The 13851-nt window shown below is 71.4% G+C and carries 15 protein-coding genes; 6 read left to right on the top strand and 9 right to left on the bottom strand.

Translation table 11 applies throughout. From position 1 onward, the window contains the following. Nucleotides 1-20: 20 nt before the first annotated feature. Complete coding sequence (locus tag CACI_RS39735; protein ID WP_015796590.1) at nucleotides 21-1331, bottom strand: MFS transporter; 1311 nt, start codon at nucleotides 1329-1331, stop codon at nucleotides 21-23. A 38-nt stretch (nucleotides 1332-1369) separates the two neighbouring features. On the opposite strand from CACI_RS39735, the gene CACI_RS39730 reads away from it, so the two are divergent. Continuing rightward, the gene (locus tag CACI_RS39730) at nucleotides 1370-2542 is read left to right on the top strand and encodes a D-alanine--D-alanine ligase family protein (protein WP_223297382.1); all 1173 of its coding nucleotides are present in this window, start codon (nucleotides 1370-1372) and stop codon (nucleotides 2540-2542) included. 19 nt (nucleotides 2543-2561) lie between these two features. On the opposite strand, the gene CACI_RS39725 is transcribed toward CACI_RS39730, so the two are convergent. Both CACI_RS39725 and CACI_RS39720 read right to left on the bottom strand, forming a co-directional pair. Continuing rightward, nucleotides 2562-3068 carry a DUF3515 family protein gene (locus CACI_RS39725; RefSeq protein ID WP_015796588.1) on the bottom strand — a complete coding sequence of 169 codons (507 nt, stop codon included), beginning with the start codon at nucleotides 3066-3068 and terminating at the stop codon, nucleotides 2562-2564. Between the two features lie 106 nt (nucleotides 3069-3174). Next, the gene (locus tag CACI_RS39720; protein ID WP_015796587.1) at nucleotides 3175-3414 is read right to left on the bottom strand and encodes an Lrp/AsnC family transcriptional regulator; all 240 of its coding nucleotides are present in this window, start codon (nucleotides 3412-3414) and stop codon (nucleotides 3175-3177) included. Nucleotides 3415-3545: 131 nt separating this feature from the next. Between CACI_RS39720 and CACI_RS39715 the strand changes: the two genes are divergently transcribed. Continuing rightward, the gene (locus CACI_RS39715) at nucleotides 3546-4658 is read left to right on the top strand and encodes a thiamine-phosphate kinase (RefSeq protein ID WP_015796586.1); all 1113 of its coding nucleotides are present in this window, start codon (nucleotides 3546-3548) and stop codon (nucleotides 4656-4658) included. 62 nt (nucleotides 4659-4720) lie between these two features. On the opposite strand, the gene CACI_RS39710 is transcribed toward CACI_RS39715, so the two are convergent. Further along, complete coding sequence (locus CACI_RS39710) at nucleotides 4721-6112, bottom strand: MFS transporter (protein ID WP_015796585.1); 1392 nt, start codon at nucleotides 6110-6112, stop codon at nucleotides 4721-4723. Nucleotides 6113-6219: 107 nt separating this feature from the next. On the opposite strand from CACI_RS39710, the gene CACI_RS39705 reads away from it, so the two are divergent. After that, complete coding sequence (locus tag CACI_RS39705) at nucleotides 6220-6507, top strand: Dabb family protein (protein WP_015796584.1); 288 nt, start codon at nucleotides 6220-6222, stop codon at nucleotides 6505-6507. Nucleotides 6508-6538: 31 nt separating this feature from the next. Here the strand turns inward: CACI_RS39705 and CACI_RS39700 are convergent, their stop codons facing one another. Further along, a complete protein-coding gene (locus CACI_RS39700) occupies nucleotides 6539-6826 on the bottom strand; it encodes a YciI family protein (RefSeq protein WP_049871873.1) in 288 nt (95 codons plus the stop codon). Between the two features lie 142 nt (nucleotides 6827-6968). Here CACI_RS39700 and CACI_RS39695 point away from each other — a divergent pair, with 142 nt between their 5' ends. The 3 genes from CACI_RS39695 (at nucleotide 6969) to thiD (ending at nucleotide 9382) form a co-directional block, all read left to right on the top strand. Further along, nucleotides 6969-7871 (top strand): LysR family transcriptional regulator, encoded by a 903-nt coding sequence (locus tag CACI_RS39695; RefSeq protein WP_015796582.1) that lies wholly within the window; start codon nucleotides 6969-6971, stop codon nucleotides 7869-7871. Nucleotides 7872-7902: 31 nt separating this feature from the next. Next, nucleotides 7903-8442: a GNAT family N-acetyltransferase gene (locus tag CACI_RS39690; protein WP_015796581.1), complete on the top strand. Its 540-nt coding sequence runs from the start codon at nucleotides 7903-7905 to the stop codon at nucleotides 8440-8442. Nucleotides 8443-8521: 79 nt separating this feature from the next. After that, nucleotides 8522-9382: a bifunctional hydroxymethylpyrimidine kinase/phosphomethylpyrimidine kinase gene (gene thiD, locus CACI_RS39685; protein WP_041543617.1), complete on the top strand. Its 861-nt coding sequence runs from the start codon at nucleotides 8522-8524 to the stop codon at nucleotides 9380-9382. 213 nt (nucleotides 9383-9595) lie between these two features. Here thiD and egtD read toward each other — a convergent pair whose 3' ends face one another. From egtD to CACI_RS39665, 4 genes are read right to left on the bottom strand one after another with little or no spacing between them, the layout of a single operon-like run. After that, nucleotides 9596-10567, bottom strand: a complete 972-nt coding sequence (gene egtD, locus CACI_RS39680) for an L-histidine N(alpha)-methyltransferase (RefSeq protein ID WP_015796579.1) — start codon at nucleotides 10565-10567, stop codon at nucleotides 9596-9598. Beyond that, nucleotides 10564-11292 carry an ergothioneine biosynthesis protein EgtC gene (gene egtC / locus CACI_RS39675; protein WP_015796578.1) on the bottom strand — a complete coding sequence of 243 codons (729 nt, stop codon included), beginning with the start codon at nucleotides 11290-11292 and terminating at the stop codon, nucleotides 10564-10566. The genes egtD and egtC overlap by 4 nt, the downstream gene beginning before the upstream one ends. Next, nucleotides 11292-12632 carry an ergothioneine biosynthesis protein EgtB gene (gene egtB / locus CACI_RS39670; protein ID WP_015796577.1) on the bottom strand — a complete coding sequence of 447 codons (1341 nt, stop codon included), beginning with the start codon at nucleotides 12630-12632 and terminating at the stop codon, nucleotides 11292-11294. Before egtB ends, egtC begins: the two co-directional genes overlap by 1 nt. Next, complete coding sequence (locus tag CACI_RS39665) at nucleotides 12629-13720, bottom strand: glutamate-cysteine ligase family protein (RefSeq protein ID WP_063643561.1); 1092 nt, start codon at nucleotides 13718-13720, stop codon at nucleotides 12629-12631. Before CACI_RS39665 ends, egtB begins: the two co-directional genes overlap by 4 nt. Between the last annotated feature and the right edge of the window lie 131 nt (nucleotides 13721-13851).

Below are 13851 nucleotides of genomic sequence, written 5' to 3'. Positions count from 1 at the left end.
CGAAAGGTTAAGCCGAAACGCTAAGCCGGTTCCGGCGCGGCATCGCCGACACTGACAACCGTCGGCCGAGTCCGCTCAGCCCATCGCGTCACCGCCGGTCCCATCAGCCCGGCGGCGGCGAAGCCCAGACCGAGCACCACCCACCCCGGCGCGCCGAGTCCCAGCACCAGCGCGGTCAGCAACGCCGGTCCGACAGCGCCCGCGGCGTCAAGCCCGAGCAGCGTGACGCCTTGGTATTGCCCCTGCGCGTGAGCGGGCGCCAGCTCGAAACTCAGCGAGAAACCGGCGGCGGTCACCCACACCCCGGCGGCGCACAACACCGCTGCGCCCACGAACAACACCAGCGTCTCGGACCATCGCGGTCCCGAGTTGCTTCCAGCCAACACCGCGCAGCCGACGGCGATCGCGAGCCCGGCGACGCGCATTGCTTTTCCGCCTTGCTCCGTCGTCTTTATACGCCGACCCACCGGCTGCATCAGCGCCGTGCCCACCAAGAAGTTCAGCCCGAACACCGCAGCGGCAGCCCAATGCGGGATCTGTGTCCGCGACGCGATCCACAGCGGAATCACCAGCGTCACCACGACCGCTTGCAGGTTGATCAGACCATTGAGAGCCGCGAACGCCGCATACGGCCGGTCCGCCAACGCCGCGAACCGCCGCGTTCCGGCAGGCTTCGGCAACGCCCCGAAGTTCGGGACCCGCAGCAGCAACAGCGCGCAGACCACATACGACACCGCGTTCACCAGAATCACCGTGACATACGCGCCGCGCGTCCCGATCTGGATCGCGACCGCCGCGAGCAGCGTTCCGGCGACCACCCCGACGCTCACGAACGTCCGCAGCTTCGCGCGGAACAGTCCCGGCCGCTCGCCCCCGATGCGGCCTATCAACGCCCCGCGCGCCGCGTTGTTCGCCGCGTCCGCGACGTAATCCAAAGCCGCCACCACGGTGAACGCCCACCACGAGTGCACGACTACGAACAGCGCCATCGTGACGGTCTGCACCGCGAGCGTGACCAGCTGGACGGTGCGCGGACCGACGCGGTCGGCGAGCGTCCCCGCCGGAACCGAGCCGAGCAGTGCGGCCAGACCGGCGATGCTCAACCCCGTGCCGACTTGTCGCGCCGGTATGCCCACGATCACCGTGAAGTACAAAGCGGAGGTCGCCAGGAACATCCCGGTGCCGATGCGGTTCACGAAACTCGACATCACCAGCGCGCGCTGCGGTCCGGTGTCCGGCAGCGCGCGGCGGAGCCAGCTGGGCGTGTGCTTCGGAGTGTCATGACGAGCCGCGATACTGTCCGCCTCCGCGTTTGCCCCCCGCGTGATCATGCACCGGACCCTACTCCGACTTCGGTATGGTCAGTCCCATGAGCGATCAGAAGCGGATCCGGGTGGCCGTCGTGTTCGGCGGACGCTCCAGTGAGCACGCCATCTCCTGTGTCACCGCCGGTTCCGTGCTGGACGCCCTGCGCAACGGGCCCGAGCCGCAGCGCTACGAGATCGTGCCGATCGGCATCGCCTCCGACGGCCGCTGGGTGCTCGCCGACCTGCCCGACGGCGGCGATCTGAACCTCGCCATCACCGACGGCCGGCTGCCGGAGATCGGGCTGCCCGCCTCCGCCGAGCGCGCGAACCTGGTCACCATGGCCGGCGACCCGACCGCCCGCGAGCTGACCGTGCACGAGCCGGGCGCGGTGCCCAAGTCGCTCGGCGAGGTGGACGTCGTGCTGCCGCTGCTGCACGGTCCCTACGGCGAGGACGGCACGCTGCAGGGTCTGCTGGAGCTCGCCGGCGTCCCCTACGTCGGCTCCGGCGTCCTTGCCTCCGCGGTCTCCATGGACAAGGAGTTCATGAAGCGGCTGCTGGCCCAGGCCGGGTTCGAGGTCGGCCCGTACGAGGTCGTGCGCCCCCGGGACTGGGGCACCGAGGAGGGCCGGGCCGCGGTGCGGCTGGCCGTGGAAGAGCTCGGATACCCGGTGTTCGTCAAGCCGGCGCGGGCCGGCTCCTCGATGGGCATCACCAAGGTGGACGCGCCCGAGGAGTTGGACCAGGCGATCGACGCCGCCCGCCGCCACGACCCGAAGGTCTTGGTGGAGGCCGCGATCGAGGGCCGGGAGATCGAGTGCGGGGTGCTGGAGGGCGCCGGTCCGCAGGATCCGGCCGAAGCCTCGCTGCCCGCCGAGCTGCGGGTCACCGGACCGCACGCGTTCTACGACTTCCAGGCCAAGTACCTCGACGGCAGCACCGAGGTGGACATCCCGGCGCGGCTGAGCGCCGAGGAGATCGAGGACATCCGCGGCCAGGCGGTCGGCGTCTTCGAGACGCTGGGCTGCGAGGGTCTGGCGCGCGTCGACTTCTTCTACCAGGAGTCGGCCGACGGCGGTCCGGGGCGGTTCATCGTCAACGAGATCAACACCATGCCGGGCTTCACGCCGACCTCGATGTTCCCGCAGATGTGGCAGGCCGCCGGGCTGTCCTACCCGGAGCTGATCGCCCGGCTGATCGACACCGCGCTGCTGCGGCCCGCCGGGCTGCGCTGAGCTGTCGGATTTCGCCGGGCTACTGGATCTGGTCGCTGACGAACTGTCCCGCCTTGGTCGGGACGGTCTTCACGATCGCCGGCGCGATGTCCACCAACACGTTCGACGCGTTCTGCTTCTCGGTGGCGGTGTCGTAGGGGACCGTCACCTGGACGTACAGCGCGCGGTCGGTCGTGGTGAAGGTCGCGTGGTCGCCGTGGTCCTCGATGAGCCAGTTGACCTGGGCGGATTCGTCAGGACCCATGCCCGCGTACTGGTTGGACAGCGGCGTGTAGTCCGGGCCGCCGACCACGATCGCGGCCGGTTCGGCGACGCCGCAGCGCAGGACGGTCGCCGTCGGTCCCCAGGCTGCGGCCCGCTGCGCGACGTGGACGTCGTCCCCGACCGCTCCGCGCCGGTGCTCGCCCTCCACCTCGGATGGCAGGGCCTTGATGAGGTTCGCGCAGGCGGTGAGCACCGCCTGGTCGGAGGTCTTCGGCAGGTCGACGCGCACCGCGCCGGTGCGTCCGGCGTGGTAGCCCCACACCGCCCCCAAGCACGCCAAAACCGCGGCTGTTCCAACAGCCGCGGCCGGTATCCACCTGTTTCTCGGCTCTCCCGCGGTACCTTCCACGGAAGAACGGTCTACCACATCACTCGAAGTGCACGATGGGGCAGGTCAGGGTGCGCGTGATGCCTTCGATGACCTGGATCTTGGCGATCACCAGCCGGCCGAGCTCGTCCATGGTCGCCGCCTCGGCGCGCACGATGACGTCGTAGGGCCCGGTCACGTCTTCGGCGGTGGTGATGCCGCTCTCGAGTTCGGCGATCGCCTGCGCCACGGCGCCCGCCTTCCCCACCTCGGTCTGGACCAGGATGTACGCTTGAACCACGTGTCCTCCTACTGTCGGAAACGCCACCTTAGCCTGCGCTTCCCCCATTCCGGGAGTCCATGCCCGCTGGGCGGACCGCCACGGTTCACCCGATCGAGTAGTCCGGTGCGCTGCCGGGTTACCGTACCGGCGTGGAGACCATCGACGACGCCGGCGAGTTCGGACTCATCGCCCGCGTCCAGGCGCGCCTGCCCCTGACCAGCCCCGACACCCTGGTGCCGGCCGGCGACGACGCCGCCGTGCTCGCCGCCCCCGACGGCCGCCTGGCCGTCAGCACCGACCTGCTGCTGGAGGGCCGCCACTTCCGCCGCGACTGGTCCAGCCCGCGCGACATCGGGCACAAGGCGGCGGCCCAGAACTTCAGCGACATCGTCGCGATGGGCGGCGTCCCCACCTCACTGCTGCTGAGCATGGTGCTGCCCGGAGACCTGCCGGTGGCCTGGGTCGAGGAGTTCGCCGAGGGCGTGGCCGGGGAGTGCGCGCGGGTCGGGGCGATCGTCGCCGGCGGCGACATGGTACGCGGCGACCTGATCACGATCTCGGTGACGGTGCTCGGCACGCTCGAAGGCCGGGCTCCGGTGCTGCGCTCGGGGGCGCGTCCCGGGGACACGGTGGCCGTCGCCGGACGGCTCGGGTGGTCGGCGGCAGGGCTGGAACTGCTGCTCGCGGGCGAGAGACAGGGAGAAGGTGACGCCGTCGCCGGATCGGGTGACGGTGCGAACGGGAGCGACGCCGCGTCGAGCGACCTGACCGGGGAAACTCCGCAAAGCGGTGCACGCGCACGAGGCGGCGCTCCGGGTGACGGCGCGGCGGAAGCGGACCATGGCGCGACCGGGGCGGACTTCGCCACCTCGGCGGCACCGCAGGCCGCTGATTATCTGATCGCGCACCGCCGCCCGAGCCCGCCGTACGCCGCCGGTCCCGAAGCCGCCCGGGCCGGCGCCACCGCGATGCTCGACGTCAGCGACGGTCTGCTGGCCGACCTGCGGCACCTGGCCGTGGCCAGCGGCGTCGCGGTCGACGTCGACAGCACCCTGCTGATCACCGACCGGGGTCCGCGCCTGGACCAGGTCCTGACCGGCGGCGAGGACCACGCGCTGGTCGCCACTTTCACCTCGGCTGACGCCGTCCCCGAGGGCTGGCGTCCGGTCGGGACCGTCTACGCCGGTGCCGCCTCCGTGACCGTCGACGGCAAACCGTGGGAGGGCGCCGCCGGGTTCAGCCACTTCGGCCGTTCGGCGTAGCGGAACCCGGCGGAAGCCGGCGGAACCCTGCGGCACCCTCGCGTCGGCGCTCGCCGCCGGCCTCAGGCGCTGCGGCGCGTGAGCCCGGCGAGCACCAGCGTGAGCAGCGCGCCGGCGGCCATCGCGATCCCGGCGGCGTGCATCCCCGACATCGTGCCGAGGATCGCCACGCCCAGCGCGCTCCCGGTCTGGCGTGCGGCGTTCAGCGCGCCCTGGCCGGTCGCGGCGAGCGGACGCGGGGTGGCCACCGCCATGTCCGCGGTGATCGACGGGATCGTCAGCGTGGTCGCGATCGCCATCAGGACCTGCGCGACCGTCACCACCGCCAGCGAGGTGTGGGCGCCGACGGTGAACAGGACCGCGCCGACCCCGACGTTCACCACCATCGCCACCATCACCATCGGGCGCGCGCCGAACCGGTGCGCCAGCCGGCTGGTGAAGAAGGGCAGGAAGCACAGCGGCACCATCATCGGCAGGAAGGCGACGCCGGTCATCGCCGCGCTCATGTGCCGCGTCTCCTCGAACCACAGCGTGACCGAGTACAGCAGCCCATAGAAGATGTAGTTCGCGGCGACCGCGGTCACCAGGTTGGTGCGGACCCGACCCAGACGCAGCAGCTCCGGCGGCAGGACCGGGGTCTCGGCCCGGCGCTCGACGAAGGCCACGGCGACCGCCGCGAGCACCGCGACCGCCAGCGCGACCAGCGCGGACGGCGTGCTCCAGCCCTCGGTCCCGGCGTCCACCAGACCGTAGGTCAGCGCGCACAGCGCGACGGTGAACAGCACCAGGCCCGGGATGTCGAACTTCTTGCGGTGTCCGGAAGCCTGCGAGGACAGCCCGCGGACCAGGAACCACGAGACCAGCGCCAGCGGCGGGTTCACCACGAAGACCAGCCGCCAGCCGCCGGCCGCGACCAGCGCGCCGCCGAGCACCGGCCCGACGGCCAGCCCGATCCCGGACAGCGCGGCCCACGCGCCGACCGCCTTCATCCGGTCCTTGGCGTCGGGGTAGAGCCCGGCGAGCAGGGACAGGGAGGCCGGGACCATGCCGGCCGCCGCCGCGCCGAGCAGCGCGCGGCCGGCGATCAGGCCGCCGACGTTCGGCGCCAGCGCGCAGAGCAGGGACAACAGCCCGAACAAAGCGACCGCGCTCTGATACACGCGGCGGGCGCCGAACCGGTCGGCGACCGCGCCGGAGGCGAGCATCAGGCCGGCGAACACGACGGTGTAGGCGTCCACGGTCCACGGCAGCGCGGCGGCCGAGGCGTGCAGATGCGCCTTCATATCGGGGAGCGCGACGTTGAGGATCGTCGCGTCGAGCAGGACCATGAAGTTGCCGGCCACGATGCCGGCGAACGCCGCCCTGGTCCGGAAGGCGGCAGAGCGCTGAGGCTTGCCAGGGGTCGGGGGAGTGGAGCCGGCGGTCTTCGGTGCGGCTTCGTCGATCAGTGCCATGCCCCGAGGATCGGTCCGGCGCCGGTCTCGCCGACAGGCCGGGTTTCCGATCGCCCCATCGGAGACTCCGATGGCATAGTCGGCGGGGTCTGCGCCAAGATCAGAGCGTGATCCGAAGCATCCTTCTCATCAAATTCACCCCCGACGCCACCGACGACCAGATCGAGGCCTTCGGCAAGGCCCTCGGCGCCCTGCCGTTCGAGGGCCGCCGCCACTTCGAGTTCCACCGCGACGCCCGCTTGACGGACGACGCGATGGACGCCGCGGTGATCGCCGACTTCGACGACGAGGAGACCTACCGGGCCTGGGTCGCCGACCCCGGCCACCACGAAGTCCGGACCCGGCACCTGGACCCGATCCGCGCGCAGCGCGAGCGGATCCTGTTCCGGATCTGACCGCCAGATCCCCCGAGGCCGGCCGCCGGCTTCAGCCGGCGAGCCAGCTTCCCAGAACCGGGTTGAACTCGTTGATCCGCACCCGGCTGACCAGGTCGGCCTCGGCGAAGGGATCGTGCTCCAGCAGAGTCTTCAGCGCGTCCTCGTCCTCGACCTCGAAGACCAGCAGCGCGCCGGTGTTGTTGGCCCACGGCCCGGAGACCAGCAGTTCCCCGCGGCCCTGGGCCTCGGCCAGGAAGGCGCGGTGCGCGGGGCGGACCTCGTCGCGCTTGGCGGTGTCCGCGGTGTAGACGTATTCGACGGCGAAGCGAGCCACCATGTCTCCTTGGGAATGGAAGTTTCAGTCCAGCGACGGCGTTCTGTTCAAGAACTCCGGGGGACCCGGCGTACGGACCCGGGGTCCGCACGCACCGTACCCTGTGAGCCGCCCCTATCGGAGAAGCCGATGGCAGGATGGTGGCATGGACACCCGACAGTTGCGCGCGTTCCTCGCGGTGGTGGAGGCCGGCGGCATCTCCGCGGCGGCCGACCAGCTCGGCTACGCGCAGAGCAGCGTCAGCGACCAGCTGCGCACGCTGGAGCGCGACCTCGGCACACCGGTCCTGAACCGGACGAGCATCGGCACGGTGCCCACCGAGGCCGGGCAGCGCCTGCTGCCGTACGCGCGCCGCATGCTGGACCTGGACAGCGAGATGCGCCGCACCGTCTCCGGACACCGTCCGCTGCTGCGCATCGGCGCCCTGCAGTCCCTGGCCGACGAGTGGCTGCCGGAGATGCTGACCGCCTTCGACCACGGCGCGGCCGGTCCTGAGACCGCGGACGTCACGGTCACCGTCACCAGCCGCACCCGGCTGATGGAGGAGCTGCAGGAAGGGCGTCTGGACGCGGTGTTCACGCTGGACAGCGGTCCGGCCTACGACGGACCCACAGCGGTGGTCGGCACCGACCGCGTGGTGCTGGTGACGGCGCCCTCGCACCCGCTGGCGAGCGTGCACCCGCTGACGCTGGAGGACGTGCGCCGCACCGAGTTCATGGTGACCGAGATCGGCTGCATCTACCGGCAGCTCTTCGACGAGAGCGGCCGCGACCTCGGTCCGTCGCTGAAGATCGCGATGATCACCGGCTCGCTGAACGCCTTGCGGCGGCTGACGGTCAACGGCCGCGGCGCCGCGCTGCTGCCGCGTTTCTCGGTGCAGGCCGAGCTGGACTCCGGCGACCTGGTGATGCTGGATCTGAAGCAGGGCCTGGCGCCGCTGACCATCGAGGCGCGGTGGCGCGAGGGGATCGGGCCGGGGGCGGCGCCGCTGAAGGCGCTGGTGGAGCTGACGCAGAAGTTCAGCCCGGCGGCTTGGGCGATGGCGTAGTGGCACCTGGCGTAGTGGCACACTGCGGATCATGAGCAGTGGTGTGGAGATCCGCGACGGCGGCGGCGTGGTGGACGAGTCCCTGACCTCCCTGACCGATGCCGCACATGCGATTCTCGGCGAGCTGGTAGCCGGCGGCGCGGCGCTCGGGTGGGTGGATCCGCCTTCGAAGCCTGAGATCCACGCGCTGCTGGAGAAGGTGGCTGCCGCGTCGCGAGCCGGGGACGGCGCGCTGCGGTTGGCATACTCCGGCGATCGCTTGGTGGGACTCGGATATTGGCTGCGGTACGAGCGGCCGACCCATCGTCCGCATGCCGACCTTGAGAAGGTCGCTGTCGCGAGCGATGCGCAGGGTCTCGGAGTCGGTCGTCTGCTCACCGCCGTATTGGTGGACAGCGCACGCGAAGCCGGCATCGAGGTGCTGACCCTGGACGCCCGCGGCGACAACGAGAAGGCGCTGAAGCTGTACCGCACGCTCGGCTTCCGCGAGTACGGCCGCCTGCCGGACTTCGTCGCCGTCGCCGAGCGGCGCTACGACAAGGTCTTCTGCATGCTCGACTTCCGGGACTGACCGCTTCACTTCTCCGGGATCGACCGCCTCCCCGACCTTCCCGACCTCGCCGCCTGGCGCGGCTCGTATGCTGATCACCATGTCCGCCGCTCCGGTTGCTTCCGCTGGTCCCGTGTCCAGCGCCCCGCCCCGCGTCCTCACCATCGCCGGCAGCGACTCCGGCGGCGGCGCGGGCATCCAGGCCGATCTGAAGACGATGCTGGCGCACGGCGTGCACGGCATGTCGGTGCTGACGGCGGTCACCGCGCAGAACTCGGTCGGCGTCCAGGACTTCTGGGCGCTGCCGATCGAGGCGGTGGAGCGCCAGTTCCGGTCCGTCGTGGACGACATCGGCGTGGACGCGGTGAAGACCGGGATGCTCGCCTCGCCGGAGCTGACCTCCACGGTGGCCCGGCTGATCGGCACGCTGGACCCGTCGGTCCCGGTGGTCGTGGACCCGGTCAGCGTCTCCAAGCACGGCGATGCGCTGCTGGCTCCGGAGGCGCTCGACGCCCTGCGCGGCGAACTGCTCCCGCGCGCCACGGTGGTCACGCCGAACCTCGACGAGGTCCGCCTGATCACCGGTCTGGACGTGGTCGCCGAACCGGAGATGGTCGCCGCGGCCCGAGCCCTGGCCGACCTCGGCCCGCGCTGGGTGCTGGTCAAGGGCGGCCACCTCAGCGACCACCCGGAGTCGGTGGACCTCCTGGTCGGCCCGGACGGCGCCGAACACTGGCTGCGCGCCCCGCGCCACGACAACCGCCACACCCACGGCACCGGCTGCACGCTCGCCAGCGCCATCGCCTCGCGCCTGGCCCTCGGCGACGACGTGCCGACGGCGGTGCGCGCCGCGAAGGAGTACGTCACCGGCGGCATCGCGGCGGGCTTCCCGCTGGGCGCCGGGATCGGGCCGGTGGATCACGGATGGCGCTGGCGGGACTCGGCGGGGCAGTCCTCATAACCAGTCTTCCCGGGGACGCCGGTATCGCCGATACAGGGACGCCGGTATCGCCGAAACGGTGCAGTGACTGTGGTTCGGCGCGCTGTTTGTCCTTTTCATCCACCGACGCAATCCCCGCGCAAGCGCCGCTGCCTAGCGTGTGAGCGTCCGGAGGGACGGGAACTGCCTACTCGTTCCTCCGGACGATCCCACCTCACATCGGCTCAGAGCCGATCACACCGCTTCGGCCAGCGACAGTCCGAACCGAGCCTGCTCGTCGGTCCACCAGTGGCGCACCGCGAACCCGGCCGCGTCCAGCTCCCGGGCCACGCCCTCGCGCCGGAACTTCGCGGAGATCTCGGTCCGCAGCTCCTCGCCGCGCTCGAACGACACCCCGAGATCCAGCTCCTTGAGCCGGACGGACAGGTCTCGCCGGGCCCGCAGCCGCATCTCGATCCACTCCGCCGCCGGGTCCCACAGGGCCACGTGGTCGAAGTCGTCCGGATCGAAGTCGGCGTCCAGCTCGCGGTCCACGACGGTCAGCACGTTCTTGTTGAACTCCGCCGTCACCCCGGCCGCGTCGTCGTACGCCGCGACCAGCGTCTCAGGGTCCTTCACCAAGTCCGTGCCGAGCAGCAGCCACTCGCCCGGACGCAGCCCGGCGCGCAGCCGCGCGAGGAACACCGAGCGCTCCTCCGGCAGCAGGTTGCCGATCGTCCCGCCGAGGAAGACCACCAGCCGCGCGCCCGCCGACTCCGGGATCGCCAGCCGTTCCTCGAAGTCGGTGACGACCGCGTGGATCGTCAGCTCCGGATAGCGCTTCTGCAACTGCTCGCCGGAGGCCAGCAGCGCGGCCTCGCTGACGTCGATCGGGTCGTAGCGGCGCAGCGTCCCGGCGTCCCGGAGGGCGTCGAGCAGCAGCGTCGTCTTGGTCGAGGAGCCCGAGCCGAGTTCGGCCAGCGTCTCGGCTCGGGTCACCGCGGCTATCTCCGCCGCGCGAGTGGCCAGGATCTCCCGCTCGGCGCGCGTCGGGTAGTACTCCGGCAGCCGCGTGATCTCCTCGAACAGCTCGCTGCCGCGCGCGTCGTAGAACCACTTCGGCGGCAGCCATTTCGGCTCCGCGGTCAGGCCTTTGAGGACGTCGTCCCGCAGCGCCGCCGCGAAGAAGTCCTCCGGCAGCCGCCGTTCGATCTCGATGCCGCTCATCGTCCCTCCACAGATGTGTGCGTACTCCAGGTGTGGACCCCGTCCGCGACGTCGGCCCAGCCGGGCGAGTCGTCGTCCGGCTCGGAGGCGACGACGGTGAATCCGCCGCCGCTCCGCGCGGTCAGGGTGTCGCCGAAGACGGAGGCGACGATCGTGGTGTCGTTCATCAACAACAGGTTCAGCCGGGAATCGGCGAGCGCCGCGACGTCGGCGACGACGGAGGCGACCGCCTCGGCCATCGCCGCGCCCTGGCGAAAGCGGGAGCGGATCAGGGCCCAGACGAACGCCGAGTCCGTCCGCGATTCCAGGTCCAGCAGATCGACGGCCGGCAGCGTCTCGGCGAGCTTCGCCATCGACCCCGGGTAGCCGCTGATCGATCCGTTGTGGCTGAACAGCCAGCCCTCGCCCCGGTACGGCGCGGCGGCCTCGGCTCCGGTCGCCGAGCCCGTCGTGGCGTCGCGGACGGCGGCCAGCACCGCGCTGCTGCGCGTCACCCGCGCGACGTCCGGGAACGAGGGGTCCGCCCAGATCGGCCCGGCCTGCCGGTACCGCGCGGGAACCGGGTCCCCCTCGGCGAACCAGCCGACGCCGAAGCCGTCGGCGTTCACCACGCCGTGCGTCTGGCGTGCGGGCTCCCAGCTCTGCCGGAACAGAGAGTGGGGAGGGTCGATCAGTAATTCCTGCAACGATTTCGGCGGGCCCAGATAGGCCAGGTGGCGGCACATCAGAGGACTCCGTCGCGGGCCGTTCGGAACCCGGAGAAGATCTGCCGCCGGATCGGGTAGTCCCAGTTCCGGAACGTGCCCCGGCACGCCACCGGGTCCACGGCGAACGAGCCGCCGCGCAGGACCTTGTAGTCCGGACCGAAGAAGACCTCTGAGTACTCCCGGTAGGGCCAGGCGACGAAGCCGGGGTAGGGCAGGAAATCCGAAGACACCCACTCCCAGACGTCGCCGATCAGCTGCCGCGCCCCGGACGGCGCCTCGCCCTCCGGATAGGACCCCGCAGCCGAGGGCTGGAGGTGGGCCTGGCCGAGATTCGCGTGCCGCGGCAAGGGATCCTCGTCGCCCCACGGGTAGCGCCGCGACCGGCCGCTGACCGGGTCGTGGCGCGCGGCCTTCTCCCATTCGGCCTCGGTCGGCAGCCGCCGGCCCTTCCAGGCCGCGTACGCCTCGGCTTCGTAATAGGTGACATGGACGACCGGCTCCGCGGCCGGTACCGGCTCGACCACGCCGAACCGCCGCCGCAGCCACTGCTCGCCCTCGCGGGACCAGTAGAGCGGGGCGACCAGATCGGCCTTCTGGCGGTGCGCCCAGCCGGGCTCGGACCACCAGCGCGGGTCGTCGTAGCCGCCGTCGGCGAGGAACTCCATGTAGGCGCCGTTGGTGACCGGGGTGGTGTCGAGCCAGAACCCTGCGACGTCCACTTCGTGCGCCGGCCGCTCGTTGTCCAGCGCCCAGGCCTCCGTCGAGGTGCCCATGGTGAACGGCCCGCCGGGCACGAACACCTCCGGCGCCAAGGAGAGCGTGTCGGCCGGCGGCGCGGGCGGCGGGGGTCTGTGCAGGACGGGTGGACCGGTCCGCAGCTGGTGCGTGATCAGCATGGTCTCGTCGTGTTGCTGCTCGTGCTGCGCGACCATGCCGAAGGCGAATCCGCCGCGGCTGAGTTCCTCATCGCCCCAGCGGGGCTGCTCGAGCATGTCCAGCACCCGGCCGCGGACCTCGTGGACGTAGCGCCGGGCTTCGTCGGGAGGCAGCAGCGGGAGGGTGGGACGCGCGGCGCGCGGATGCTCGAAGGCGTCGTACAGCGGGTCGATCTCGGGGCGCATCGGCTCGCGGCCGCCGAGGTTGCGCAGCAGCCACAGCTCCTCCTGGTTGCCGATGTGCGCCAGATCCCAGACCAGGGGCGACATCAGCGGGGAGTGCTGGCGGATCAGGTCGGGCTCCTCGACCGGGCCGGTCAGGCCGTGCGTGCGGTCTCGGGCGCGCTCCAGGCTGCGGGCTATGAGCTCGGTCAGGCCGGCCGCGCCGGCTGCCGAACCCGTGTCGTCTATGGGCACTGTCATGGGAGGTCCTCCTCGGCGTAGCGCGCGACTTCGGCCGTCAGCGATGCGGGCACGTCCATCCGCTCCAAGGCGGACAGGGCGGCGTCGAAGCAGGCCGCGGCGGCTTTCCGGATCGGGGTCAGTTCGAGGGCGGCCCAGGCGTCTTCGGCGGCCTGGGCGTCGTGGAACAGGGCGGTGACGAGCGCGGTCGGCACGCGCCACAGATCGCCGGGCAGCGCGTCGAGCACCCGCAGCTCCAGGTGCCCGCGCGGCCGGACCGGCGGGAAGAGGGTGGTCAGGTGGTAGGTGAGGTCCTCCAGGGTCGGCGCGCGGTCCTCTCCGGGTTCCAGCGCGCCGGTCTTGATCCACTCGCGGAAGGTGAGCCCGGCCGGGGCGGTCCAGGGACCGTCGTCGGCGCGCTGGACGCACATCAGCTTCGCGTCCAGCGCGTACTGCGCGTACGCCGAACGCGGATCGGGGGAGTCCAGGGGAGGGGCGACGGTGCGCCCGGGGTCGATCGCGGCCCACACGGCCGGCCGGTCGGACCGGCAGAAGACGGCGGTGAGGACCGGGCTGAGCCGGTGGGCCAGCCGCCAGCGGCGGCGGAAATCCTCCGGGCCGTCGTGCTCGGTGCCGGCGTCCAGGTTCACCTGGATCGAGGCGGTCGAGCACATCATGACGCGGCCGGAGCCGTTGTCGCGGTCGAAGAAGTGCTCCATCGCGACGTAGCGGGGGTGGTCGACGAGCCGACTCGGGGGGTGGCCGTGCTCGCGGCCCATGCCGACGAGCTCTAAGCCTGCCTCCGCAGCCGATCGCCGTAACAAGGTCAGATCACGGTCCGTGACGGCGATCAACTCGCGGACCGAGTCGGCGGGAGCGGAACTGAGTTCCCACTGGCCGCCGGGTTCCATGGTGAGGGTGCCGGACAACGGCAGGTCGGCCGCGTCCGCGAACGCCCGCAGGACGCGGGAGCGGTCCGGCAGGTGCTCCGGGTGCCGGGCGTCCCGGGGGAACCATTCCAGTTCCACGCCGACCCGGCTCGGCGGGCCGGTCTTGAAGCAGATGCCCGAGATGTACTCCAGGGCGCCTTCCACCGTGAGATGGGTCATGCACTCCATCGTGACACGCGGTACCGACACAGTCCCGGGCCGAGCGCCTTACCGTTCGCTGAACACACGAAACCGCAGGCCAGCCTCCAGGAGGCTGACCTGCGGTTTCTCAAAACTTCAGAGCATGCGGT

Source organism: Catenulispora acidiphila DSM 44928, from assembly GCF_000024025.1.
Lineage (GTDB): Bacteria > Actinomycetota > Actinomycetes > Streptomycetales > Catenulisporaceae > Catenulispora > Catenulispora acidiphila.
This window is presented reverse-complemented; position numbering and strand designations above follow the sequence as displayed.

Excerpts from the sequence above, each read along its gene's own strand:
- CACI_RS39735 (WP_015796590.1), bottom strand. The coding sequence starts at position 1,331 with ATGATCACGCGGGGGGCAAACGCGGAGGCGGACAGTATCGCGGCTCGT.
- CACI_RS39730 (WP_223297382.1), top strand. The coding sequence starts at position 1,370 with ATGAGCGATCAGAAGCGGATCCGGGTGGCCGTCGTGTTCGGCGGACGC.
- CACI_RS39710 (WP_015796585.1), bottom strand. The coding sequence starts at position 6,112 with ATGGCACTGATCGACGAAGCCGCACCGAAGACCGCCGGCTCCACTCCC.
- CACI_RS39700 (WP_049871873.1), bottom strand. The coding sequence starts at position 6,826 with ATGGTGGCTCGCTTCGCCGTCGAATACGTCTACACCGCGGACACCGCC.
- CACI_RS39695 (WP_015796582.1), top strand. The coding sequence starts at position 6,969 with ATGGACACCCGACAGTTGCGCGCGTTCCTCGCGGTGGTGGAGGCCGGC.
- CACI_RS39690 (WP_015796581.1), top strand. The coding sequence starts at position 7,903 with ATGAGCAGTGGTGTGGAGATCCGCGACGGCGGCGGCGTGGTGGACGAG.
- thiD (WP_041543617.1), top strand. The coding sequence starts at position 8,522 with ATGTCCGCCGCTCCGGTTGCTTCCGCTGGTCCCGTGTCCAGCGCCCCG.
- egtD (WP_015796579.1), bottom strand. The coding sequence starts at position 10,567 with ATGAGCGGCATCGAGATCGAACGGCGGCTGCCGGAGGACTTCTTCGCG.
- egtC (WP_015796578.1), bottom strand. The coding sequence starts at position 11,292 with ATGTGCCGCCACCTGGCCTATCTGGGCCCGCCGAAATCGTTGCAGGAA.
- egtB (WP_015796577.1), bottom strand. The coding sequence starts at position 12,632 with ATGACAGTGCCCATAGACGACACGGGTTCGGCAGCCGGCGCGGCCGGC.
- CACI_RS39665 (WP_063643561.1), bottom strand. The coding sequence starts at position 13,720 with ATGACCCATCTCACGGTGGAAGGCGCCCTGGAGTACATCTCGGGCATC.